The sequence below is a fragment of the Enterobacter sp. MGH120 genome, from assembly GCF_001037725.1.
In the GTDB taxonomy this organism is placed as follows: domain Bacteria; phylum Pseudomonadota; class Gammaproteobacteria; order Enterobacterales; family Enterobacteriaceae; genus Enterobacter; species Enterobacter hormaechei_C.
Map to the genome: position 1 here is coordinate 2,950,428 of NZ_KQ089940.1, position 22,300 is coordinate 2,972,727.

At 56.1% G+C, this 22,300-nt stretch carries 25 protein-coding genes; 18 read left to right on the forward strand and 7 right to left on the reverse strand.

The genetic code is table 11. The annotated features are described in order from the left end of the window. Positions 1 to 8 precede the first annotated feature (8 nt). From osmX to clcB, 4 genes are all read left to right on the forward strand, one after another. Complete coding sequence (osmX, locus tag SK54_RS13725; protein WP_017384554.1) at positions 9 to 908, forward strand: osmoprotectant ABC transporter substrate-binding protein OsmX; 900 nt, start codon at positions 9 to 11, stop codon at positions 906 to 908. 8 nt (positions 909 to 916) lie between these two features. Beyond that, on the forward strand, positions 917 to 1,564 hold the full coding sequence (osmW, locus tag SK54_RS13730; RefSeq protein WP_006808875.1) for an osmoprotectant ABC transporter permease OsmW: 648 nt from the start codon (positions 917 to 919) through the stop codon (positions 1,562 to 1,564). Then, the gene (osmV, locus tag SK54_RS13735) at positions 1,564 to 2,712 is read left to right on the forward strand and encodes an osmoprotectant ABC transporter ATP-binding protein OsmV (RefSeq protein WP_003857446.1); all 1,149 of its coding nucleotides are present in this window, start codon (positions 1,564 to 1,566) and stop codon (positions 2,710 to 2,712) included. Before osmW ends, osmV begins: the two co-directional genes overlap by 1 nt. Before the next feature lie 105 nt (positions 2,713 to 2,817). Beyond that, positions 2,818 to 4,128, forward strand: a complete 1,311-nt coding sequence (gene clcB, locus SK54_RS13740; RefSeq protein ID WP_048247450.1) for a voltage-gated ClC-type chloride channel ClcB — start codon at positions 2,818 to 2,820, stop codon at positions 4,126 to 4,128. Here the strand turns inward: clcB and bioD are convergent. The 3 genes from bioD to SK54_RS13755 all read right to left on the reverse strand — a co-directional run bounded on the left by bioD (position 4,063) and on the right by SK54_RS13755 (position 7,135). Beyond that, positions 4,063 to 4,758 carry a dethiobiotin synthase gene (gene bioD, locus SK54_RS13745; protein ID WP_015570628.1) on the reverse strand — a complete coding sequence of 232 codons (696 nt, stop codon included), beginning with the start codon at positions 4,756 to 4,758 and terminating at the stop codon, positions 4,063 to 4,065. The two genes, clcB and bioD, sit on opposite strands and share 66 nt — an antisense overlap. A 129-nt stretch (positions 4,759 to 4,887) precedes the next feature. After that, positions 4,888 to 6,108: a sugar metabolism global transcriptional regulator Mlc gene (gene mlc, locus SK54_RS13750; RefSeq protein ID WP_003857451.1), complete on the reverse strand. Its 1,221-nt coding sequence runs from the start codon at positions 6,106 to 6,108 to the stop codon at positions 4,888 to 4,890. 121 nt (positions 6,109 to 6,229) lie between these two features. After that, on the reverse strand, positions 6,230 to 7,135 hold the full coding sequence (locus tag SK54_RS13755) for a LysR family transcriptional regulator (RefSeq protein WP_032653407.1): 906 nt from the start codon (positions 7,133 to 7,135) through the stop codon (positions 6,230 to 6,232). Positions 7,136 to 7,256: 121 nt separating this feature from the next. Here SK54_RS13755 and SK54_RS13760 point away from each other — a divergent pair, with 121 nt between their 5' ends. The 5 genes from SK54_RS13760 (at position 7,257) to SK54_RS13775 (ending at position 11,624) form a co-directional block, all read left to right on the forward strand. After that, positions 7,257 to 8,510, forward strand: a complete 1,254-nt coding sequence (locus tag SK54_RS13760) for an MFS transporter (protein WP_017384556.1) — start codon at positions 7,257 to 7,259, stop codon at positions 8,508 to 8,510. 74 nt (positions 8,511 to 8,584) lie between these two features. Beyond that, positions 8,585 to 10,069 (forward strand): carboxypeptidase M32, encoded by a 1,485-nt coding sequence (locus tag SK54_RS13765; RefSeq protein WP_015570631.1) that lies wholly within the window; start codon positions 8,585 to 8,587, stop codon positions 10,067 to 10,069. 149 nt (positions 10,070 to 10,218) lie between these two features. After that, on the forward strand, positions 10,219 to 10,524 hold the full coding sequence (gene asr / locus SK54_RS13770; protein WP_003857459.1) for an acid resistance repetitive basic protein Asr: 306 nt from the start codon (positions 10,219 to 10,221) through the stop codon (positions 10,522 to 10,524). Between the two features lie 92 nt (positions 10,525 to 10,616). Beyond that, entirely contained in the window at positions 10,617 to 10,700 is an 84-nt protein-coding gene (locus SK54_RS22810) for a small membrane protein YdgU (protein WP_057979992.1), read from the forward strand. 102 nt (positions 10,701 to 10,802) lie between these two features. Further along, positions 10,803 to 11,624 carry a trypsin-like serine peptidase gene (locus SK54_RS13775; RefSeq protein ID WP_003857461.1) on the forward strand — a complete coding sequence of 274 codons (822 nt, stop codon included), beginning with the start codon at positions 10,803 to 10,805 and terminating at the stop codon, positions 11,622 to 11,624. A 5-nt stretch (positions 11,625 to 11,629) separates the two neighbouring features. On the opposite strand, the gene mdtI is transcribed toward SK54_RS13775, so the two are convergent. Then, on the reverse strand, positions 11,630 to 11,959 hold the full coding sequence (gene mdtI / locus SK54_RS13780; protein ID WP_003857463.1) for a multidrug/spermidine efflux SMR transporter subunit MdtI: 330 nt from the start codon (positions 11,957 to 11,959) through the stop codon (positions 11,630 to 11,632). Next, positions 11,946 to 12,308 carry a multidrug/spermidine efflux SMR transporter subunit MdtJ gene (gene mdtJ / locus SK54_RS13785; RefSeq protein WP_017384557.1) on the reverse strand — a complete coding sequence of 121 codons (363 nt, stop codon included), beginning with the start codon at positions 12,306 to 12,308 and terminating at the stop codon, positions 11,946 to 11,948. Before mdtJ ends, mdtI begins: the two co-directional genes overlap by 14 nt. A 421-nt stretch (positions 12,309 to 12,729) precedes the next feature. On the opposite strand from mdtJ, the gene SK54_RS13790 reads away from it, so the two are divergent. Then, positions 12,730 to 13,770 carry an AI-2E family transporter gene (locus SK54_RS13790; protein ID WP_003857467.1) on the forward strand — a complete coding sequence of 347 codons (1,041 nt, stop codon included), beginning with the start codon at positions 12,730 to 12,732 and terminating at the stop codon, positions 13,768 to 13,770. On the opposite strand, the gene SK54_RS13795 is transcribed toward SK54_RS13790, so the two are convergent. Further along, positions 13,767 to 14,714: a zinc-dependent alcohol dehydrogenase family protein gene (locus SK54_RS13795; protein ID WP_039270868.1), complete on the reverse strand. Its 948-nt coding sequence runs from the start codon at positions 14,712 to 14,714 to the stop codon at positions 13,767 to 13,769. The genes SK54_RS13790 and SK54_RS13795 overlap by 4 nt on opposite strands. Continuing rightward, positions 14,707 to 15,741: an LLM class flavin-dependent oxidoreductase gene (locus SK54_RS13800; RefSeq protein WP_017384559.1), complete on the reverse strand. Its 1,035-nt coding sequence runs from the start codon at positions 15,739 to 15,741 to the stop codon at positions 14,707 to 14,709. Before SK54_RS13800 ends, SK54_RS13795 begins: the two co-directional genes overlap by 8 nt. A 207-nt stretch (positions 15,742 to 15,948) precedes the next feature. On the opposite strand from SK54_RS13800, the gene yajD reads away from it, so the two are divergent. The 8 genes from yajD to pqqE all read left to right on the forward strand — a co-directional run bounded on the left by yajD (position 15,949) and on the right by pqqE (position 22,296). Further along, positions 15,949 to 16,296, forward strand: a complete 348-nt coding sequence (gene yajD / locus SK54_RS13805) for an HNH nuclease YajD (RefSeq protein ID WP_006808895.1) — start codon at positions 15,949 to 15,951, stop codon at positions 16,294 to 16,296. Positions 16,297 to 16,555: 259 nt separating this feature from the next. Next, positions 16,556 to 17,821: a Y-family DNA polymerase gene (locus SK54_RS13810; RefSeq protein WP_032609083.1), complete on the forward strand. Its 1,266-nt coding sequence runs from the start codon at positions 16,556 to 16,558 to the stop codon at positions 17,819 to 17,821. 104 nt (positions 17,822 to 17,925) lie between these two features. Beyond that, positions 17,926 to 18,945 (forward strand): dipeptidase, encoded by a 1,020-nt coding sequence (locus SK54_RS13815; protein WP_023303647.1) that lies wholly within the window; start codon positions 17,926 to 17,928, stop codon positions 18,943 to 18,945. 138 nt (positions 18,946 to 19,083) lie between these two features. Next, on the forward strand, positions 19,084 to 19,155 hold the full coding sequence (pqqA, locus tag SK54_RS22025; protein ID WP_002905689.1) for a pyrroloquinoline quinone precursor peptide PqqA: 72 nt from the start codon (positions 19,084 to 19,086) through the stop codon (positions 19,153 to 19,155). A gap of 55 nt (positions 19,156 to 19,210) precedes the next feature. After that, complete coding sequence (gene pqqB, locus SK54_RS13820) at positions 19,211 to 20,128, forward strand: pyrroloquinoline quinone biosynthesis protein PqqB (protein WP_017384563.1); 918 nt, start codon at positions 19,211 to 19,213, stop codon at positions 20,126 to 20,128. A 2-nt stretch (positions 20,129 to 20,130) separates the two neighbouring features. Beyond that, complete coding sequence (gene pqqC / locus SK54_RS13825) at positions 20,131 to 20,886, forward strand: pyrroloquinoline-quinone synthase PqqC (RefSeq protein ID WP_003857506.1); 756 nt, start codon at positions 20,131 to 20,133, stop codon at positions 20,884 to 20,886. Between the two features lie 2 nt (positions 20,887 to 20,888). Continuing rightward, positions 20,889 to 21,167: a pyrroloquinoline quinone biosynthesis peptide chaperone PqqD gene (gene pqqD, locus SK54_RS13830; RefSeq protein ID WP_003857508.1), complete on the forward strand. Its 279-nt coding sequence runs from the start codon at positions 20,889 to 20,891 to the stop codon at positions 21,165 to 21,167. Continuing rightward, positions 21,154 to 22,296: a pyrroloquinoline quinone biosynthesis protein PqqE gene (gene pqqE / locus SK54_RS13835; RefSeq protein ID WP_022651046.1), complete on the forward strand. Its 1,143-nt coding sequence runs from the start codon at positions 21,154 to 21,156 to the stop codon at positions 22,294 to 22,296. The genes pqqD and pqqE overlap by 14 nt, the downstream gene beginning before the upstream one ends. Positions 22,297 to 22,300: the final 4 nt, after the last annotated feature.

Genomic DNA, 22,300 nt, shown 5'->3' on the forward strand with positions numbered 1-22,300 from the left:
GAGCTTCTATGAGACTGTTTTCCGGGCTGACGGCGCTATGCGCCGCCGCGCTCTTCACCAGCCAGGCGCTTGCCGCGCCGCTGATCCTGGCAACCAAGAGCTTTACCGAGCAGCACATTCTCTCGGCCATGACCGTGCAGTATCTGCAAAAGAAAGGGTTTCAGGTACAGCCTCAGACCAATATTGCAACGGTGATTTCCCGTAACGCGATGATCAACAAGCAGATTGATATGACCTGGGAGTATACCGGCACCTCGCTGATCATCTTCAACCACATCAACAAACGCATGTCGCCGCAGGAATCGTACGAGACGGTGAAACGCCTCGATGCGAAGCACGGTCTGGTGTGGCTTAAACCTGCCGATATGAACAATACCTATGCCTTTGCCATGCAGCGCAAGCGCGCCGAGGCTGAACATATCAATACCATGTCTGAGATGGTGGCAAAGATTGAGCAGATCCGTAAAACCGATCCGGATAACAACTGGCTGCTGGGCCTTGACCTGGAATTTGCCGGGCGCAGCGACGGGATGAAACCGTTGCAGGCAGCCTACAACATGGAGCTGGACCGCCCGCAGATCCGCCAGATGGATCCGGGCCTGGTCTATAACGCGGTGCGCGACGGGTTTGTCGATGCGGGGCTGATCTACACCACCGACGGGCGCGTAAAGGGCTTCGATCTTAAAGTGCTGGAAGATGATAGAGGCTTCTTCCCGAGTTACGCCGTGACGCCAGTTGTTCGAAAAGACACGCTGGAGGCTAATCCGGGGCTGGAGGAGGCGCTGAACACCCTATCAGCCCAGCTCAATAACGACGTTATCACCGAACTGAATAAGAAGGTGGATATCGACCATCAGTCACCGCAGCAGGTCGCCCGTGATTTCCTGCGTAGCAAACAGTTGCTGTAGGAGGCGCTATGGAGACGATTCACTATATTCTCGACAACTGGGACTATCTCTTAACCCTGACGCTGCAACACCTGTGGCTGGTGGCGCTCGCCGTGGGCCTGGCGATTATTATTGGCGTGCCGCTGGGCATTTTAATTGTCCGCCATAAATGGCTGGCAACGCCGGTGCTGGGGATTGCCACCATTGTGCTCACCATCCCGTCAATTGCGCTTTTCGGCCTGATGATCCCGCTCTTTTCGCTGATCGGTCAGGGCATTGGCGCCCTGCCCGCGATTACGGCAGTGTTCCTCTATTCGCTGCTGCCGATTGTGCGTAACACCCACACGGCGCTCGACAGCCTGCCGCCGGGCCTGCGTGAAGCGGGACGCGGCATCGGCATGACCTTCTGGCAGCGTCTGCGCTGGGTGGAAATCCCGATGGCGTTGCCGGTGATTTTTGGCGGCATCCGCACCGCCGTGGTGATGAACATCGGCGTCATGGCGATTGCCGCCGTGATCGGCGCGGGCGGGCTGGGCCTGCTGCTGCTTAACGGTATTGGCGGGAGTGATATTCGTATGTTGATTGCGGGCGCGCTGATGATTTGTCTTTTAGCGATTGTGCTCGACTGGTTGCTGCACCGTTTGCAGGTGGTACTGACTCCGAAGGGGATTCGATAATGATAAAACTGGAAAACCTCACCAAACAATTTTCACAGAAACACGGCCAGACGTTTAAGGCCGTCGACAACGTCAACCTGAACGTGCCTGAAGGGGAAATGTGCGTGCTGCTCGGCCCGTCCGGCTGCGGGAAAACCACTACCCTGAAGATGATCAACCGTCTCATTACGCCAAGCAGCGGGACGATCCTGATTAACGGCGAAGACACCAGCGGAATGGACACCGTGACCCTGCGTCGCAACATTGGCTACGTGATCCAGCAAATTGGCCTGTTCCCCAACATGACCATCGAAGAGAACATTACCGTCGTGCCGCGCATGCTGGGCTGGGATAAAGCGCGCTGTAAATCCCGTGCCGAGGAGCTGATGGATATGGTGGCAATGGATCCGCATAAATTCCTTCACCGCTATCCGCGCGAAATGTCCGGCGGTCAGCAGCAGCGTATCGGCGTCATCCGCGCGCTGGCAGCGGATCCTCCGGTCCTGCTGATGGATGAACCGTTCGGCGCGGTCGACCCGATTAACCGTGAGGTGATCCAGAACCAGTTCCTGGAGATGCAGCGCAAGCTGAAAAAGACCGTGATGCTGGTGAGCCACGATATTGACGAAGCGCTGAAGCTGGGCGACCGTATTGCCGTCTTCCGTCAGGGACGTATCGTGCAGTGCGCCAGCCCGGACGAGCTGCTGGCGAAACCCGCGAATGAGTTTGTTGGCTCGTTTGTTGGCCAGGACCGGACGTTGAAACGCCTGCTGCTGGTATCGGCGGGCGACGTCACCGACCAGCAGCCTACCATTACGGTACGCGAATCGACGCCGCTGCCGGAGGCCTTCGCCACCATGGATGACAACGATATTCGCGCCATTACCGTGGTTGATGAGCACGGCAAACCGCTCGGCTTTGTGAAGCGCCGCGAAGCGCGTAACGCCAGCGGCAGCTGCGGGGATATTCTGCATCCGTTCCGCATGACCGGTAAGGCCGAGGATAACCTGCGCGTGGTGCTTTCTCGCTTGTATGAGAGCAACACCAGCTGGATGCCGATTGTGGACGAGGACGGACGCTATAACGGCGAAATATCCCAGGATTATATTGCGGAATATTTGAGCTCAGGGCGTACGCGCCGGGCGTTGAATATTCATAGCGAGAGTTAAGCATTCAGGCCGGGTACTGCCCGGCCTTTTTCCGCACGCATACCTTTTGCTAACCTCCCGATTTACCGCCACAATATTGTATCGTCCCCGTTAAATCACGACTTCATGCAACGTCTTCACGCTTACCCCGACATCCGCGCGATGTTTCGTCGTCTCCTGATTGCTACCGTCACCGGCGTGCTGGCGGCGCTGGCCGTTGCGGTGTTCCGCCACAGCATGTATCTGCTGGAGTGGCTATTTCTCAGCAACGAAAGCGGAAGTCTGGTGAACGCCGCAGCCGCGTTATCACCCTGGCGGCGGGCGCTGACGCCTGCGCTGGGTGGTCTGGCCGCGGGAATGCTACTGTGGGGATGGCAGCGCATGACGGCACAACGTCCCCACGCCCCCACCGATTATATGGAAGCGCTTGAGACGGGTGACGGCCAGTTTGATTACGGCGCCAGCCTGGTGAAATCCCTCGCGTCGTTGCTGGTGGTCGCCAGCGGCAGCGCCATCGGCCGTGAAGGCGCCATGATCCTGCTTGCTGCCCTCGCCACCTCCTTTTTTGCACAACGTTGTACGCCGAAATCCGAATGGAAACTGTGGATCGCCTGCGGTGCCGCCGCCGGGATGGCCAGCGCCTATCATGCGCCGCTGGCGGGCAGCCTGTTTATCGCAGAGATCCTGTTTGGCACGCTGATGCTGGCCTCCCTCGGCCCGGTGGTGATTGCTGCTGTAGTGGCCCTGCTGACCACGCGCCTGTTAAGTCCCGGCGCGAATACGCTATATGATGTCCATCTCAGCGAGATGCTTACGGCGGTGGATTATTTCCTGATCGTTGGCGTGGGTCTGCTGGCTGGCGTTTGCGGCCCGCTGCTGATGTGGCTGATGGCGGCCAGCCACAGGCTGTTTCTGCGTCTCAAACTTTCACCGCCGTGGCAGCTGGCGCTGGGTGGTCTGATCGTCGGGCTGCTGTCGCTGCTGACGCCGAAGGTATGGGGGAATGGCTATAGCGTGGTTCAGGCGTTTTTGCAGTCGCCGCCGCTGCTGTCGGTGATTGCTGGCGTCTTTATTTGCAAGCTGCTGGCGGTGCTGGCAAGCAGCGGGTCCGGCGCGCCGGGAGGCGTGTTCACGCCAACCTTGTTCGTCGGTATGGCAACGGGAATGCTGTTTGCGCAGATCTTTGCGCTGTGGTTTCCTGGCTCTGAGACGGCGATCCTGCTCGGGCTGGCGGGTATGGCGACGCTGCTCGCCGCCACAACGCATGCGCCAATCATGTCGGCCTTGATGGTATGTGAGATGACCGGGCAGTATTTTTTACTTCCCGGTTTGCTGGTTGCCTGTGTTGTGGCGTCGGTATTGTCGAGAACGCTACGCCACGACTCGATCTACGGCCAGCATACCGCCGAAAGCCGAGAGATCGATGTAGTGCGCTAATTCGCGCTGCTCGGCGCGGGGCAGATAAGGCAGTTCGCCCACCAGCGGGCCAGGCAGCTTTTTGCTCAGCACATCGATGATTTCAGCGTAGTGCGCAAGGCCCGGGTTAATACGGTTCGCCACCCAACCAATCAGCGGCAGGCCGTCATTAGCGATAGCCTGCGCCGTCAGCAAGGCATGGTTGATGCACCCTTCCTGAATGCCCACGACCATAATCACCGGCAACTGCTCCTGCACCACCCATTCGGAAAGGGGACGTAAATCGTTCATCAGGCTGCGCCAGCCGCCGGTCCCTTCAACGACAACGTGGTCAACCTTTTCACTCAGATTTGCCAGGCCATCAGAAAGCAGGCTGTAGTTGATAAGCCCACTGTGAGCGACGCTGCTTTCCTCTTCGCTTAAGGCGATAGGATTAACGGCATCATAAGGCAGTTCCAGAGACGAGACGCTTTGCAGAACCAGGGCATCCTTATTGCGCAGCCCTTCTGGCGTCTCTTTACTGCCTTTTGCAACCGGCTTGTATCCTGCAACGCGTTTACCGCTTGCCGCCAGGGCCTGAAGTAACGCGCGGGATACGACTGTCTTCCCGACAGACGTATCCGTACCAGTAATAAAGAAACGCTTAAGCATGACTCATTCCACCTCTTGGGTATGCTTCAAAATATAAACCAGGTAAATAATTCAGTGGGGAAAGTCTACGGGATGCGTGCGCTACCGGGCTTGAGATAGCGCAATTTTTCGTACATCTCTGGAAAAGAGTTAGCCCTGTAGCAAACGAATCAGTAACGAGCCGTTGTACATCGCATCTTTTACCAGCGCGGCGCCGGCCATCGTACCCTGGTTGGAAAATTGCGTACTCTCGACCACGATGTTTTTACTGTACGCGGGAAGCGCCTGCTGATTGATGCAGGCGGAAATCGCCGGAAAGAGGATATCCGCCGCCTGACTGAGCGGGGAGCCGATCAGTATTTTTTGCGGGTTAAACAGGTTCACCATAATGGCCAGAATGCGCCCGACATTATTGCCCACGCCGGTAATAATGTCCTTCGCCAGCAGATCGCCCTGCCTTGCCGCAGCGCACAGTGCCTCGACGCTTAACGGTTGACCGTGCAGCGTGGAGCTCATCGACTGGCTGAGCCGCACCTGCGCCAGCTCCAGCACGCTTTCGACGCTGGCAATCGTCTCCAGACAGCCATGGTTACCGCAGTAGCAGCGTTTTCCGTACGGATCGACCTGCGTATGGCCGATCTCCACCAGGCTACTGCTGCCAGCATGCAACAGACGCCCGTCGGTGATCACACCTGCGCCAACGTTATGATCAATCACCACCTGAATTACGTCGCGCGCGCCCCGGGAGGCACCAAACAATGCCTCCGCCATCGTCCAGGCGCTGATATCATGCTGAATGTAGACCGGCACACCGGTGTGGTTTTCCAGCACGTCGCCCAGCGGCATCTCTTTGACGTTTTCATAAAACGGCATGCGGTGCACAATGCCATTTTCGGTATCAATAATTCCCGGCAGGGTGATGGCAATCGCCGTTAAACGTTCAAGACGCTGCTGGTGACGAATAAAGAACTGGTCGATGTGGGTCAGAATGGCATCGAGAAGTGGTTGCTCTGCATTAAGCGGGAGTTCCAGCCGGTCTTCCACCACCAGCTTGCTGCTGAGGTCGCGCAGCGCGAGGAAGATTTCCCCGCGGCTAATCCGCAGCGACAGGTAGTGCCAGGCTTCCGTTTCCACCACCAGCCCTACCGCCGGACGGCCACGGCTGCCCGGCTCCTGAATTTCTGTTTCCTGAACCAGATGGGCTTCCAGCATTTCGCGGACAATCTTGGTAATACTGGCGGGTGCCAGTTGTGCCAGGCGCGAAAGATCGATACGCGAAACCGGACCAAGCTGATCAATCAGGCGATAAACGGCACCCGCGTTGGTCTGCTTGATCTGATCGATATGCCCTGGCTGACTATCAGCAACCACCTCGTACTCCCTTATTTTCGAGCTTCGAAATAAACTGAGGGCTATGGTGAAGCACTTCAATGGCTGACGTCAAATTTTTACTTAGCCATGTGATTTACTGCACATTTTCGCCCACTTTTCCCTATAAATAACGCCCGCGAGAAGCGGTAATTAATTGTTCTTTGAAACGCTGTGCCGCATGGCTCTGTTCATGATGTTTAGACCACACCAGCCACATCTCTGAGACTGCATCCTGCTCGGCTATCTTCACCCAGCGCATTTCCGCCAGTTGTACCCGTTTAAATGAGGCCGGGAGAATCGACACGCCAAGCCCTGCGGCAACGAGACCAATGATCGTCATGGCTTCCCCCACCTCCTGCGCGATAGTCGGGACAAGGCCATATCGCCGCATCAGACCAAGAATATCGTCATACAACCCGGTACCCACCTGTGGGTCAAAAAAGACAAACGGCTCTTTCGCCAGTTCAGCCAGCGAGACGCTGTGCTGCGCGGCGAGCGGATGATCCCGGGGGATCATCGCCATCAGCGGTTCGCGGAGGATCACCTGCCACGCCAGGGTATCAGGCAACTGCGTGTTACGCATCAGCCCCAGGTCGAGCGATCCTTCGTTAAGCGGCGATATCTGCTCCCGGGTATTTATTTCGCGCGTCTGAATATGCACATCCGGAAAGTTACGGCGAAACGAGGATAGCGTTTGTGAAACAGCGCTGATAAAGGGGGCCGATGAGGTAAACCCGATGCGCAGCTCCCCCGTCTCCCCAAGATAAAGCCGTTCCGCTCTGGCGGCGGCGTCCTCCACCATACTCAGGATCTGCCGGCTATCGGCGAGAAACTGTTTTCCCGCCGCCGTCAGGCTCACGCTGCGGTTGGTTCGCGCCAGCAGACGCGCCCCGACCTGCTGCTCCAGGATCTGGATCTGCTGGCTTAGCGGTGGCTGAGAGATATTCAGCCTTGCCGCCGCACGACCAAAATGCAGCTCTTCGGCGACGGCGACAAAATAGCGCAGATGGCGCAGCTCGATATTCATATTTTTAAAGTATCATTTGAGATTATTAATATATTAGACAGAATATTTACATTTTCCTACCCTAATCTTGTGGTCATACCCGTCACCAGAAACCACGGGGATGTTTAAGCAAGGATTATGTGTGAGCCGTACAACGACCGTTGATATCGCGCCGGCCAGCGACATTGATGATTTACCCGCAGCACCGCAGCCGGTTCAGTTTATTAAACGTGGTACCCCCCAGTTTATGCGCGTCACGCTGGCGCTCTTCTCAGCGGGTCTCGCTACTTTTGCCCTGCTCTACTGCGTTCAGCCGATCCTGCCGGTCCTGTCGCATGAATTTGGCGTGTCGCCAGCCAGCAGCAGTATTTCGCTCTCCATTTCAACCGGGATGCTGGCGATCGGTCTGCTGTTCACCGGGCCACTTTCGGATGCCATCGGACGTAAGCAGGTCATGGTAACGGCGTTAATGCTGGCCTCCGTGTGTACCTTGCTGTCCACCATGATGACCAGCTGGCACGGCATTCTGGTCATGCGCGCGCTGATTGGGTTATCCCTCAGCGGCGTGGCGGCGGTCGGGATGACCTATCTCAGCGAGGAGATCCACCCGAGCTTCGTGGCCTTCTCCATGGGGCTATACATTAGCGGGAACTCTATCGGCGGGATGAGCGGACGCCTGCTCAGCGGTGTGTTTACTGATTTCTTTAACTGGCGCATTGCGCTGGCCGTTATCGGCTGCTTCGCCCTCGCTTCGGCGCTGATGTTCTGGAAAATCCTGCCGGAATCGCGCCATTTCCGCCCGACCTCCCTGCGTCCGAAAACGTTATTTATCAACTTTCGTCTGCACTGGCGCGATCAAGGGCTGCCCCGTTTGTTCCTGACCGGTTTCCTGCTGATGGGCTCGTTCGTGACGCTGTTTAATTACATCGGCTATCGTCTGATGCTTTCACCGTGGCATCTTAGTCAGGCATTGGTGGGTTTGCTCTCTGTGGCATATCTCACCGGGACATGGAGTTCGCCAAAAGCGGGCGCCATGACCGCGCGCTTCGGTCGTGGTCCGGTGATGCTGGTTTCCACCGCCGTGATGCTGTTCGGACTGCTGATGACGCTTTTCTCTTCCCTGTGGCTGATTTTTGCCGGAATGCTGCTCTTCTCTGCGGGATTCTTTGCCGCGCATTCCGTTGCCAGCAGCTGGATTGGCCCACGCGCGCGCCGCGCTAAAGGTCAGGCTTCGTCACTGTATCTGTTCAGTTACTATCTCGGTTCCAGCATAGCCGGTACGCTCGGCGGGGTGTTCTGGCATAACTACGGCTGGAACGGCGTGGGCGGATTTATCGCGCTGATGTTGTGCGCGGCGCTGCTGGTGGGCGCGAGCCTGCATAAACGACTGCATTAACATTCAGCCCTCTTCGTGTTTAAATCGAGCCGATGCTAATTTTTGTCATCGGCTGATTCAGACACGAGGACTTCATGAAAAACAATAATTATCAACAACTCACCCGCACCTTCCAGCGCCTCTCCCGCTTCTCGCACCTCTCCTCCATCGCCAGCTGGGACATGTTCACCATGATGCCGCCAGGCGGCAGCGCCGCGCGCGGTGAAGCGCTGGCGGAGATGAGCGTCCTGCAACATCAGATCCTGACCGATAAAAAAGTGGGTGAATGGCTGGCGGCGGCGGCAGACGAAGATCTGAATGACGTTGAGCAAGCCAACCTGCGTGAAATGACACGCCACTACCAGCAGGCCACTTTACTGCCGGAATCGCTGGTGGAGGCCAAATCGCTGGCGGGCAGCAGGTGTGAACACGCGTGGCGCACTCAGCGTCCGGCCAACGACTGGCAGGGCTTTTCAGCCAACCTGAAAGAGGTGGTGAAACTCAGTCGTGAAGAGGCCCGCCTGCGCGCTGAGGCTAAAGGCTGCACGCCTTACGACGCGCTGCTGGATATCTTTGAACCCGACATGACCAGCGCTCGCCTGGATGTGCTGTTCGGCGATCTGAAGTCCTGGCTGCCGGAGCTGCTGGCAAAGGTTGTGGAAAAACAGGCTCAACGATCGTTCGTTCCGCCACAGGGTCCCTTCCCGACCGCCACGCAGCGCGAGCTGGGCCTGGAAGCGATGAAAATGCTTGGCTTCGATTTTAACGGCGGTCGTCTGGACGTTAGCGCCCACCCGTTCTGCGGCGGCGTGCCGGAAGATGTGCGTATCACCACGCGTTACGATGAAGATGAACTGCTCAGCGCGCTTTTCGGCGTGATCCACGAAACCGGACATGCCCGCTACGAGCAAAACCTTCCGCGAGCGTGGGCCGGCCAGCCCGTTGCGCTGGCGCGCTCTACGGCGATCCATGAATCCCAGAGCTTGTTCTTTGAAATGCAGCTGGGCCGCAGCGACGCTTTCCTGAAGCATCTGCTTCCGGCGGTTCATGCCCGTTTCGGTAGCCAGGCGGCATTCAGCGAAGAGAATTTTATTGCCTGGAACCAGCGCGTGAAGCCGGGCTACATCCGCGTTGATGCGGATGAAGTGAGCTATCCGGCGCATGTGGTGCTGCGCTATGAGATCGAGCGTGCGTTAATCAACGGCGAAATTGAAGTCGATGATATTCCCGCGTTATGGGATGAGAAAATGCAGGCCTGGCTTGGGTTATCCACCAAAGATAACTACCGCAACGGCTGTATGCAGGATATCCACTGGACCGACGGCGGTTTTGGCTACTTCCCGTCTTACACGCTGGGGGCAATGTATGCGGCACAGCTGTTCCATGCCGCCAAAACTGCGCTGCCCGGGTTGCAGGCATCCATTGCCGGGGGCGATTTCTCGGCGCTGTTTGACTGGCTGCGTCAGAATATCTGGCAGCACGGCAGCCGTTTCAGCACGTCGCAGCTCATCACCCAGGCTACAGGTGAAGATCTGAATATCCGCTACTTCCGCGAACACCTGACGTCCCGCTACCTGTAACCGAACGCGCCGGGGGTCCACCCTGGCGTTGTACATATGGTTACACGCCGATACCAATCACTCACGGAAACCCCGAATTTACAGGGATATAGTTATTTCAACGGCCCCGCAGTGGGGTTAAATGAGAAACCAAATTCGAGGGTATGAAAATGAAAAAAGTATTAGCTCTGGTTGTTGCCGCTGCTATGGGTCTGTCTTCCGCTGCATTCGCGGCTGAAACTACCGCCACCGCAGCGCCTGCGGCATCCACCGCTGCTCCGGCCAAAACGGTTCACCATAAAAAACATCACAAAGCGGCTAAACCAGCGGCAGAACAGAAAGCGCAGGCCGCGAAAAAGCACCATAAAAAAGCGGCAAAACCTGCGGTAGAGCAGAAAGCCCAGGCGGCTAAAAAGCATCACAAAAAAGCAGCAAAACACGAAGCGGCTAAACCTGCTGCACAGCCAGCAGCGTAAGAGTACAAGCTTAACCGTGCCCTTCGGGGCACGTTGGTAAACCGGCGCTGAACGGGTTTGCGGTCAGCGCCGTTTTTTTATCCGGAGGGCGTATGCTGCGGCGCTATCGGTTTGAGTTCATTCTTATCCTGCTAATTTTATGCGCGCTCATCGCCAGCCACTTTTATCTTTCCTGAATGTAGCACGCTGATTTTACTCCCACTTTCTCGCCGTCGCGTCTATAGTATTTTCATAGGGTTCACTTTTAATAATCATAATTACCCCCACCAGAGTGTGATATGCGTAAATCTGTTGTGTTGTTACTGGGAACGTTTAGCCTTTTTGCTGGCTTTTCACATGCGGATGATGGCGACGATGACGCCATTAGCGCCAAAGAGGTAAAGACGCTGTTTTTTGGTCATGACGATCGTACGCGTGTCACCGATCCTACCGAATCGCCCTGGGATGCCATCGGGCAACTGGAAACCGCCAGCGGCAATTTATGTACCGCGACCCTCATTACGCCACGCCTTGCGCTGACGGCGGGTCATTGCCTGTTAATGCCGCCTGAAGGCAAACCGGATAAAGCGATCGCCCTGCGCTTTGTGTCGCAAAAAGGAATATGGCGCTACGAAATTCACGGTATTGAGGGGCGGGTGGATCCGTCGCTTGGCAAACGCCTGAAACCGGATGGCGATGGCTGGATTGTGCCGCCCGGGGCGGCCTCCTGGGATTTCGGGCTGATCGTTTTACGTTATCCGCCGTCCGGGATCACCCCGCTGCCGCTCTTTGATGGCGATAAAGCCGCGCTCACCGCCGCCCTGAAAGCCGCCGATCGAAAAGTGACGCAGTCAGGCTACCCTGTTGATCACCTCGATTCGCTGTACACCCATACGGACTGCGTGGTGACGGGCTGGGCGCAAAACAGCGTACTGTCGCATCAGTGCGATACGCTACCGGGTGATAGCGGATCGCCCCTGATGTTAAAAACCGATAACGGCTGGCAGCTGATTGGCGTTCAGAGTTCTGCGCCAGCGGCGAAAGACCGCTGGCGCGCCGATAACCGGGCGTTGTCGGTGACCGGTTTTCGCGACCGGCTGGAAGCCCTGGCGCAGCAGTAGGTCACTCAGGCCAGTTTAATCATGATCATACCGGCGAGCAGTAATACCAGCCCTATCCAGCCTTTATTGTTTAAACGCTGCCCGAACATAATCCAGCCTGCCGCCAGGGTGGCGGCAATACCGAAGCCCCCCCACAGCGCATAGGCCACGGACAGATCGATGCCTTTCACCGCCTGTGACAGGGCGCTAAACGCCCCCAGAACCGCGGCAATCGATAACAGGCCGTAGGCTTTACGACGAAAACCGTCGGAGAACTTCAGAAAGACGTTGGCAATAATTTCCAGAACGATGGCGAAAGCCAGCCAGGCCGCGTGGATCCATTCAAACTGCTGCATGGGTCTGCTCCTTCTGCTGTTTTGCCGGTTTGCGTGTACCCGATTTAATCAGCACGATACCTGCGACCAGGGTCGTCAGCCCGGCAATTTTCATTGTCGTCAGGGTTTCATCAAATAACATGACGCTAAACAGCGTAATCAATAAAATACCAATACCTTCCCACAATGCGTATGCCACGCCCAGCGCGATTTTTTTAACCGCAAAAGAGAGGAAAATATAGGAAAGCGTAATCATGACCAGCATCAAAATAAAACCGGTGCTGCCCTCACTCACGCTTGCCCATTTCATCGACAAGGTGCCGGTAATTTCAGCGACGATCGCCAGAGCTAATAAAATCCAGTAAAACATGTTTTTTCTCCTGCTTGAGAATATAATCCATCGAGGCTCGCTGCGGACAGCAAACCAAAAAATTGGGAATTAAATCAGTTAGCTAAGCGCATAGCGCCAGCTCAGGCAGAAGACGTGACTATAGCGCGGAACGCCAGTGTTGCTCACCAGAAAGCAGGCAGAGGGAGGTTGAAAACAGAGCAGAGTTGTTTGAAAAATACGTCCTGAACAAATTGTCCATAAAATTACAATTATCCGCGGTGTTGCTTCTCGTCTTTGCGGATGAAAATTGTCCTCGGTAGTTGAACACGCCTGATTTGTATCATAAGCCAGGAATTTACTCAAAGCCTTTTCATTTCTTTACCCAGTCTGTTTGATTTTGGTTAGTTTTTTTAATCCGCTTTCCCCTCTATTATAAATAAAAAACTGTTCAGGAACGTCCATGGCCAAACCTATTATCACCCTCAACGGGCTTAAGATCGTCATCATGCTGGGCATGCTGGTGATCATTCTGACCGGCGTTCGTTTTGCGGCCGATATCATCGTGCCTTTTATCCTGGCGCTTTTTATCGCGGTGATCCTCAATCCGCTAGTGCAGCGAATGGTGCGGCTGCGCATCCCGCGTGTGCTGGCGATAAGCCTGCTTATCAGTATTATTATCGTTGCGATGGTGCTGTTAGTCGCCTATCTGGGAACCTCCCTGAACGAGCTGGCGCGGACGCTACCGACATACCGCTCTTCCCTGGCGACCCCGCTGCTGCAAATTGAACCCTGGCTGCAACGCGCGGGTATCGAAGTCTCGGTTGAGGAACTGCTTAAATACATCGATCCGAATGCCGCCATGACGATTGTCACCAGCCTGCTGGCACAACTCTCCAACGCCATGACCTCGATTTTCCTGCTGTTCCTGACGGTTGTGTTTATGCTGCTGGAAGTTCCACAGCTGCCTGCAAAGCTCCAGCACATCATGGTGCGTCCGGTAGAGGGAATGGGCGCCATTCAGCGCGCGCTCGACAGCGTTTCACGCTATCTGGTGCTGAAAACGGCCATCAGCCTGGTGACGGGATTAGTGGTCTGGGGGATGCTCGCCGCGCTGGATGTGCGTTTTGCCTTTGTCTGGGGGCTGCTGGCCTTTGCGCTCAACTATATTCCTAACATCGGCTCCGTGCTGGCGGCGATCCCCCCTATCCTTCAGGTGCTGGTTTTCAGCGGTTTGTATGATGCCCTGATTCTGCTGGCAGGCTATCTGGTGATTAACCTTGTCTTCGGGAACATTCTCGAACCACGAATAATGGGACGCGGGCTGGGGCTTTCAACCCTTGTTGTGTTCCTGTCCCTGATTTTCTGGGGCTGGCTGCTCGGGCCTGTCGGCATGCTGCTCTCCGTTCCGCTGACAATTATTGTCAAAATTGGCCTGGAGCAGACCGCCGGTGGACAAAGTATCGCTGTACTGCTGAGCGACATGAGCCATAAGGCCGATTAATTGTCCATCGACAGCATAGGCTTACCCGTTCTTCCCGCTTCGCGATAGTTGCCCACTGCCCGCTGCCATTCCGACAGCGGGTAGAGGGTGACATCGCTGCACTGGCTGGCGCGCAGTTTAGGCCAGATGCGCCGAAACTCCGCCTGCCACGCCTCAGCGCTCAGCGCGTCCAGATAGTTACGAATGTGAAACCACGCCACGCGCGGCAACGGCCGCTGCTGCCGGAAGGTCTGCCCGGAGAGTAGCCCGTAGCAGACAAAGGTGCCGGTTTCGGGCATCACGCTCAGGATCGTCTCCGCCAGACTGCCGCCCGTGGCGTCGTACACCACCTCCGCTTGCGCGGCGGCAGCGTTGACGGCGGCCGTATCATGTTGCGCAATCGGGACGATCCCCATTTCAGCCAGACGTTGAGCGTGCACGGGCGAACGATGGATCCCGTAAACCGCCTCCGCACCCGCCTGGCGTGCCCATTGCCCGAGCAGAACGGCGCAGTCAGAACCGGCAGCGGTGAGCAGCACCGTTTTCCCGACCGGAGGATAGCGGTCCAGCATCATCTGTGCGGCAAGCGGGTTGATATACGCCCGCGCGGCAAGTAGCGAGTCGACGTCGTCCGGGACGGGAACCGCATACGCCGCCGGGCAGTCGACATAGCGCTGCCAGGTTCCCTGCCCCCGTAACGGCAGGACCCGCTTGCCCAGCAGCGCCGGATAAGCGGCGGGCGTTTCGGTCACTATTCCGACCCCTTCATAACCGGCTATCGCAGGCAGCGGCGTGCGATGGCGATATGCTCCGGTGATGGGGATGAGATCGGAGGCGTTCACCGGGGAAAAAAGCATGCGCACACGTATCTCTCCCGGCTGTCGCGGCGACAATGGTGTAGTTTCCGCTTGCAGTACCGATTCAGGCTCACCAAACCGGCGATACCAGAGGGCCAGATTAAGCATTGCGATCGCGCCATCCCATTTCCGGTGCGACATGTTTCAGGATGGACTCGATCACATGTGCGTTGTATTCCACGCCCAGCTGATTCGGCACGGTAAGTAACAGCGTATCCGCTTCCGCGATCGCTTCATCCTTTTTCAACTGTTCAATCAGCTTGTCTGGCTCTGCGGCATAGCTGCGTCCGAAAATGGCCCGCGTTTTCTCATCCAGATAGCCCACGCTGTCGCTTTCATTGCGGCTTGAACCGAAATACATCCGGTCGCGATCGTCCATCAGGGCAAAAATACTGCGGCTGACCGAAACGCGTGGCTGACGGGTATGCCCTGCCTCAGCCCAGGCCTGTCGGTAGGCACGGATCTGTTTTGCCTGCTGAATATGGAACGGCTCGCCGGTTTCATCATCTTTCAGCGTTGAGCTTTGCAGGTTCATCCCCAGTGTTGCCGCCCATACTGCCGTTGCATTAGAGCCAGCCCCCCACCAGATACGATCGCGTAAGCCTTCTGAATGCGGCTCCAGACGCAATAATCCCGGCGGGTTTGGGAACATCGGCTGTGGGTTAGGCTTTGCAAACCCTTCACCGCGTAATACATCAAGCAGTACCTCAGTGTGGCGGCGCGCCATATCAGATTCGTTTTCCCCTTCCTGCGGCACGTAACCAAAATAACGCCAGCCATCAATCACCTGCTCCGGGGAACCCCGGCTGATACCAAGCTGTAATCGCCCGCCGGAGATGAGATCTGCCGCGCCAGCATCTTCCGCCATATACAGCGGATTTTCATACCGCATGTCGATCACGCCCGTCCCGATTTCAATGCGTTTGGTTTTCGCGCCTATTGCAGCCAGCAAGGGGAATGGCGAACTGAGCTGGCGGGCAAAGTGATGCACACGGAAATAAGCCCCGTCCGCGCCCAGCTCTTCGGCGGCGACCGCCAGATCGATGGACTGTAGCAGCGTGTCAGCCGCGGTTCGCGTGCCGGACTGGGGTGACGGCGTCCAGTGACCAAACGACAAAAATCCGATCTTTTTCATAGTGGAGTATCCTGATAAAGCATTGCGTTATCCCTACTCTACGCATTAACGGATGAGAATAAATGGTGATTATTTAACGGAATGCTTCAAATAAACTGACAGAAATACGCAAATCGCACGCTGCCTTCCCGCAGAGGAGGCATTCTCCTGACATCTCATAATGGGATATAGTGTGAACTATTCTCTTTTTAACAGGTAACATCAGCAATGGCTCTGATCCCCAAAAACTACGCACGGCTGGAAAGCGGCTACCGTGAAAAAGCGCTAAAAATCTACCCCTGGGTTTGTGGACGCTGCTCGCGTGAGTTTGTTTATTCAAATCTTCGTGAACTCACGGTTCACCATATCGACCACGATCACACCAATAACCCGGAAGATGGCAGTAACTGGGAGCTGTTGTGCCTGTTTTGTCACGATCACGAACACTCAAAGTACACCGAAGCGGATCAGTATGGCACCACCGTTGTCGCGGGTGAGGATGCGCAAAAAGACGTGGGTGTCGCCACGTTTAACCCCTTTGCCGATCTCAAGGCGATGATGAACAAGAAGAAGTAATATCGACGGCTTCACTGCCCATACCTGTCGTATGGGCACTTATATTCCTTAAACATTTCATTAAATACCCTTTCCGCCAGATTTGCCTCGCCGCCATTCTGAACATAACCCTCTCCCTCCTGCACCCGTACGACGTCACTCCTCGTTCCCCCTTGATCTTTGCTATCAACATACAATACTGTATATAAATACAGTCTTAATTAACGGTGATCATAATGCAGTTTTTCACCCCTCCTGGCGATACCAGAGCGAGCTGACCATGTTTGCACTGTGTGATGTGAACGCTTTCTATGCTTCCTGTGAAACGGTTTTTCGCCCGGACCTGAAGGGACGACCGGTGGTCGTGTTATCCAATAACGATGGGTGCGTCATCTCTCGCTCCGCTGAAGCCAAACCCTTTGTGAAAATGGGTGAACCGTACTTCAAACAGAAAGATCTCTTCAGGCATCATGGCGTGGTTTGTTTCAGCAGTAATTATGAACTTTACGCGGATATGTCCAACCGGGTAATGAACACGCTTGAAGAGATGTCGCCTCGTAGCGAAATATACTCAATTGATGAGATCTTTTGCGATCTTACCGGCGTGCGTAATTGTCGCGATCTTTCCGATTTTGGGCATGAAATGAGAGCGACCGTACTGCAACGCACCCATCTGACCGTCGGGGTGGGCATCGCACCCACAAAGACGCTGGCGAAACTGGCAAATCACGCGGCGAAACGCTGGCAGCGCCAGACGGGAGGCGTTGTTGATTTATCCAATGTAGATCGTCAGAGAAAGCTGATGGCGGCGCTACCCGTCGAAGACGTTTGGGGGGTAGGACGTCGCATAGCGAAGAAGCTTGAGATGATGGGGATTAAGACCGTCCTGCAACTGGCAGACACCGATATCCGGTTCATAAGAAAACATTTCAATGTCGTGCTGGAGAGAACGGTGCGTGAATTACGGGGCGAATCGTGTCTTGAACTGGAAGAGTTTGCCCCGGTAAAGCAAGAAATCGTCTGTTCGCGCTCGTTTGGCGAACGCATCACGGAATATGACGATGTACGCCAGGCCATCTGTAGTTATGCCGCCCGGGCAGCAGAAAAACTTCGCAATGAGCATCAGCATTGCCGCTTTATCTCCGTATTTGTTAAAACCTCGCCCTTCGCGCTTAACGAGCCATATTATGGCAATAGCGCGTCGGTAAAACTGCTCACCCCAACCCAGGATAGCCGGGATATTATCGGCGCATCAGTTCGTTGTCTGGATGCGGTCTGGAAGAACGGCCATCGGTACCAGAAAGCCGGAGTGATGCTGGGAGATTTTTATAGCCAGGGCGTCGCGCAACTTAATCTGTTTGACGACAACGCACCCAGGAAAAACAGCCAAAAGTTAATGGATGTATTAGACCATCTGAATGCTGAAAATGGCCGTGGCACGCTTTACTTCGCGGGACAGGGTATACAGCAGCCGTGGCAGATGAAACGGGAAATGCTTTCACCCCGCTACACCACCCGCTTTGCGGATCTCCTCACTGTTAAGTGATATTAACAATTGCTGCTAAGTTGTAATTTTCCCCTTGCCGGACCGGACAAATCGGTTATTGTGCCAGGCAACTTTCGCAGCAATAAAAGACAGTGGGATGCGCTATGGCGATTTTTGATGGTCACAATGACCTGTTGCTTAATTTATGGCTTCACCATCGCCAGGATCCGGTAACGGCCTTCTTCTCCGGCATTGAGAACGGACACCTCGATTATCCACGCATGCAGCAAGGCGGATTTTCCGGCGGGCTGTTCGCGCTGTTCGTGCCGCCGCAGGAGTATATCGCCCGCATGGCGCCACAATACGCCAGCGAGCCGTGGCAGCCGGTCGACATTCTCTGGCAGCAGCTGACGATCCTTAAGCAGCTTGTCGCCCACTCCGATGGCCGGGCGCGATTGTGCCTGAGCGCGGCGGATATCGAACGCTGCCGTCAGGATAAAGTGCTGGCGATGGTGGCGCATATTGAGGGCGCGGGCGGTTTTGACGGCGAGGGAGGCGATCTACAGGCTTTCTATGCCGCCGGGGTGCGCAGCATTGGGCCTTTCTGGAACATTGCTAACCGTTTTGGCACCGGCGTTAACGGGGCGTTTCCCGGCAGCCCGGACAGCGGCCCAGGGCTTACCGCTGAGGGTATCGCCCTCATTAAGCACGCTAACGCCCTGAACATGCTGATTGACGTTTCGCATATGAATGAAAAAGCGTTCTGGGATACCGCTCGTCATTCCTCTTCACCGCTGGTCGCCACCCATTCCAACGCCCATACGCTGTGCCCGCAACCGCGCAATCTGACCGATCGGCAGCTGCTGGCTATCCGCGACAGCGGCGGCGTGGCAGGCGTCAATTTCGGCAACGCGTTTCTGCGCGCCGACGGTAAACGCGATAGCGATACCCCGCTGAGTACGATTGTTCGCCATATCGACTATCTTATTAACATCATGGGTGACGATCATGTCGCGCTGGGCTCCGATTTTGACGGCATTACGTTGCCTGATGACTTACACGATGTGAGTGGTTTACCGCGGCTAATCAGCGCGTTGCGTGACAGCGGCTATGATCAATTTGTGCTGAATAAGCTGCTGTGGGGCAACTGGCAAAAGGTATTGCAAAATGTTTGGCAACAATAGGTTACGTTGTAAACATTAAGTTAATTCCTTACATCTTTCGGGTTGAGCTTTGCCCTCCTGTGACGCATTATTTGATGACCATCACAAAACTGGCACAAACAATGGCGTTAGTGCTGCATTTTTAAAGAGGAAAAAACGATGTGGAAGAAACCTGCTTTTATTGATTTACGTCTTGGCCTGGAAGTGACCCTGTACATTTCCAACCGCTAATCGCTCTGCCCGCCATCCGTGCGGGCATTTTTGTTTGACTACCTGGCCCATCTTCATGTTTATAAAAGTCCTCGGTTCCGCCGCTGGCGGTGGTTTCCCCCAGTGGAACTGTAACTGCGCCAACTGTCAGGGTTTGCGCGACGGTACCCTTCAGGCGACCCCTCGCACCCAGTCGTCGATCATCGTCAGCGATAACGGCAAAGAGTGGGTGCTGTGTAACGCCTCCCCCGATATCAGCCAGCAGATTGCCCATACGCCAGAACTGAATAAGAAAGAGGTTCTGCGCGGCACGCATATTGGCGGCATTATTCTCACCGATAGCCAGATTGACCACACCACCGGGCTGCTCAGCCTGCGCGAAGGGTGCCCGCATCAGGTATGGTGTACGCCGGAGGTGCATGAAGATCTTTCCAGCGGATTCCCGATTTTTACCATGCTCCGGCACTGGAACGGCGGCCTGATTCATCACCCGATCGCGCCGCTCACCGCCTTTAGCGTGGAAGCCTGCCCTGATTTGCAGTTTACCGCTGTCCCCATCGCCAGTAACGCACCGCCCTATTCGCCGTGGCGCGACCGCCCGCTGCCGGGGCATAACGTGGCGCTGTTTATCGAAAACCGCCGCAACGGTCAGACGCTGTTCTACGCACCGGGTCTCGGTGAACCCGATGACACCATCCTGCCGTGGCTTAAAAAAGCGGACTGTCTGCTGATTGACGGCACCGTCTGGCAGGACGATGAACTCCAGGCCACCGGCGTCGGGCGCAATACCGGCCGCGACATGGGCCATCTGGCGCTCGGCGATGAACACGGCATGATGGCGCTGCTGGCCTCGCTGCCGGCAAAGCGCAAGATTCTGATCCACATTAATAACACCAACCCGATCCTTAACGAGCAGTCGCCGCAGCGTCACGCCCTTGCGCAGCAGGGAATAGAAGTGAGCTGGGACGGGATGAACATCACGCTTCAGGACTAACTATGCACATTCGCGAAACGCTCTCGCCGCAAGAGTTTGAGCACGCCCTTCGGGCGAAAGGCGCCTACTATCATATTCACCATCCGTACCATATCGCGATGCATAACGGCGAGGCCAGCCGCGAGCAGATCCAGGGCTGGGTGGCGAACCGGTTTTACTACCAGACGACGATCCCGCTGAAAGACGCGGCAATTATGGCGAACTGCCCGGATCCGCACACGCGTCGCAAATGGGTGCAGCGGATCCTCGATCACGACGGTAGCAACGGTCATGACGGCGGTATCGAAGCCTGGCTACAGCTGGGCGAAGCCGTGGGGCTCAGCCGCGAGGACTTAATCAGCGAACGCCACGTGCTGCCCGGCGTCCGTTTCGCCGTCGACGCTTACGTTAACTTCGCCCGCCGCGCCAACTGGCAGGAGGCGGCATGCAGCTCGCTCACCGAACTGTTCGCCCCGCAAATCCATCAGTCGCGTCTCGACAGCTGGCCACAGCACTACCCGTGGATCAAAGAGGAAGGCTATTTTTATTTCCGCAGCCGCCTCAGCCAGGCCAGCCGCGACGTTGAACACGGCCTGGAGCTGGCGAAGCGTTACTGCGATAGCGCGGAAAAGCAGAATCGGATGCTGGAGATCCTTCAGTTCAAACTCGATATCCTGTGGTCGATGCTCGACGCGATGACCATGGCCTACGCGCTACAGCGTCCGCCTTATCACACGGTCACCGACAAAGCGGCCTGGCACACAACCCGACTGGTATAAGCATGCAAAAAAACTCCATCGTCGCCTTTCGTCGCGGCTATCGCCTGCAATGGGAAGCCGCTCAGGACAGCCATGTCATCCTCTATCCGGAAGGCATGGCTAAACTCAATGAGACCGCGGCCGCGATCCTCGAACTGGTCGATGGCCAACGCGACGCGGCGGCCATCATTGCCATACTCAACGAACGGTTCCCGGAAGCCGGCGGCGTGGATGACGACGTCGTAGAATTCCTGCAAATCGCTTATCAACAGAAGTGGATTATTTTCCGTGAGCCAGAATAAACCCGCCGTCAATCCACCGCTGTGGCTGCTGGCGGAGCTGACCTATCGCTGTCCGCTACAGTGTCCTTACTGCTCTAACCCGCTGGACTTTGCCCGGCAGGATCAGGAGCTGACCACCGAACAGTGGATTGAGGTTTTCCGCCAGGCGCGGGCGATGGGCAGCGTGCAGATAGGTTTTTCCGGCGGCGAACCGTTGACGCGTAAAGATCTGCCGGAGCTGATCCGCGCCGCCCGCGATCTCGGTTTTTATACCAACCTGATCACCTCGGGAATTGGCCTGACGGAAAGCAAACTCGACGCGTTCAGCGAGGCCGGTCTGGACCATATCCAGATTAGCTTCCAGGCCAGCGATGAAGTGCTCAACGCTGCGCTGGCGGGGAATAAAAAAGCCTTCCAGCAGAAGCTGGCGATGGCCAAAGCGGTCAAAGCCCGTGATTACCCGATGGTGCTGAATTTCGTCCTGCACCGGCATAATATCGATCAGATCGATAAAATCATCGAGCTGTGCATCGAACTGGACGCCGACGATGTCGAACTTGCCACCTGCCAGTTCTACGGTTGGGCGTTCCTTAATCGTCAGGGGCTTCTGCCGACGCGGGAACAGATTGCCCGCGCGGAACGCGTGGTTGCCGAATATCGGCAAAAAATGGCCGCCAGCGGCAATCTGACCAACCTGCTGTTCGTCACCCCCGATTATTACGAAGAGCGGCCAAAAGGCTGTATGGGCGGCTGGGGGTCGATTTTCCTCAGCGTGACCCCGGAAGGCACGGCGCTGCCCTGCCACAGCGCGCGCCAGCTGCCGGTGGATTTCCCGTCGGTGCTTGAGCAGAGCCTGGAATCCATCTGGTATGACTCTTTCGGCTTCAACCGCTATCGCGGGTTTGACTGGATGCCAGAGCCGTGCCGCTCCTGCGATGAAAAGGAGAAGGACTTCGGCGGCTGCCGCTGTCAGGCCTTTATGCTCACCGGGAATGCGGATAACGCCGATCCGGTGTGCAGCAAATCGCCGCATCATCATAAAATCCTCGAGGCGCGCCGCGAAGCAGCCTGTAGTGATATGAAGATCGGTCAGCTTCAGTTCCGCAACCGTACCCGTTCTCAGCTTATCTATAAAACCCGGGAACTGTAACGAT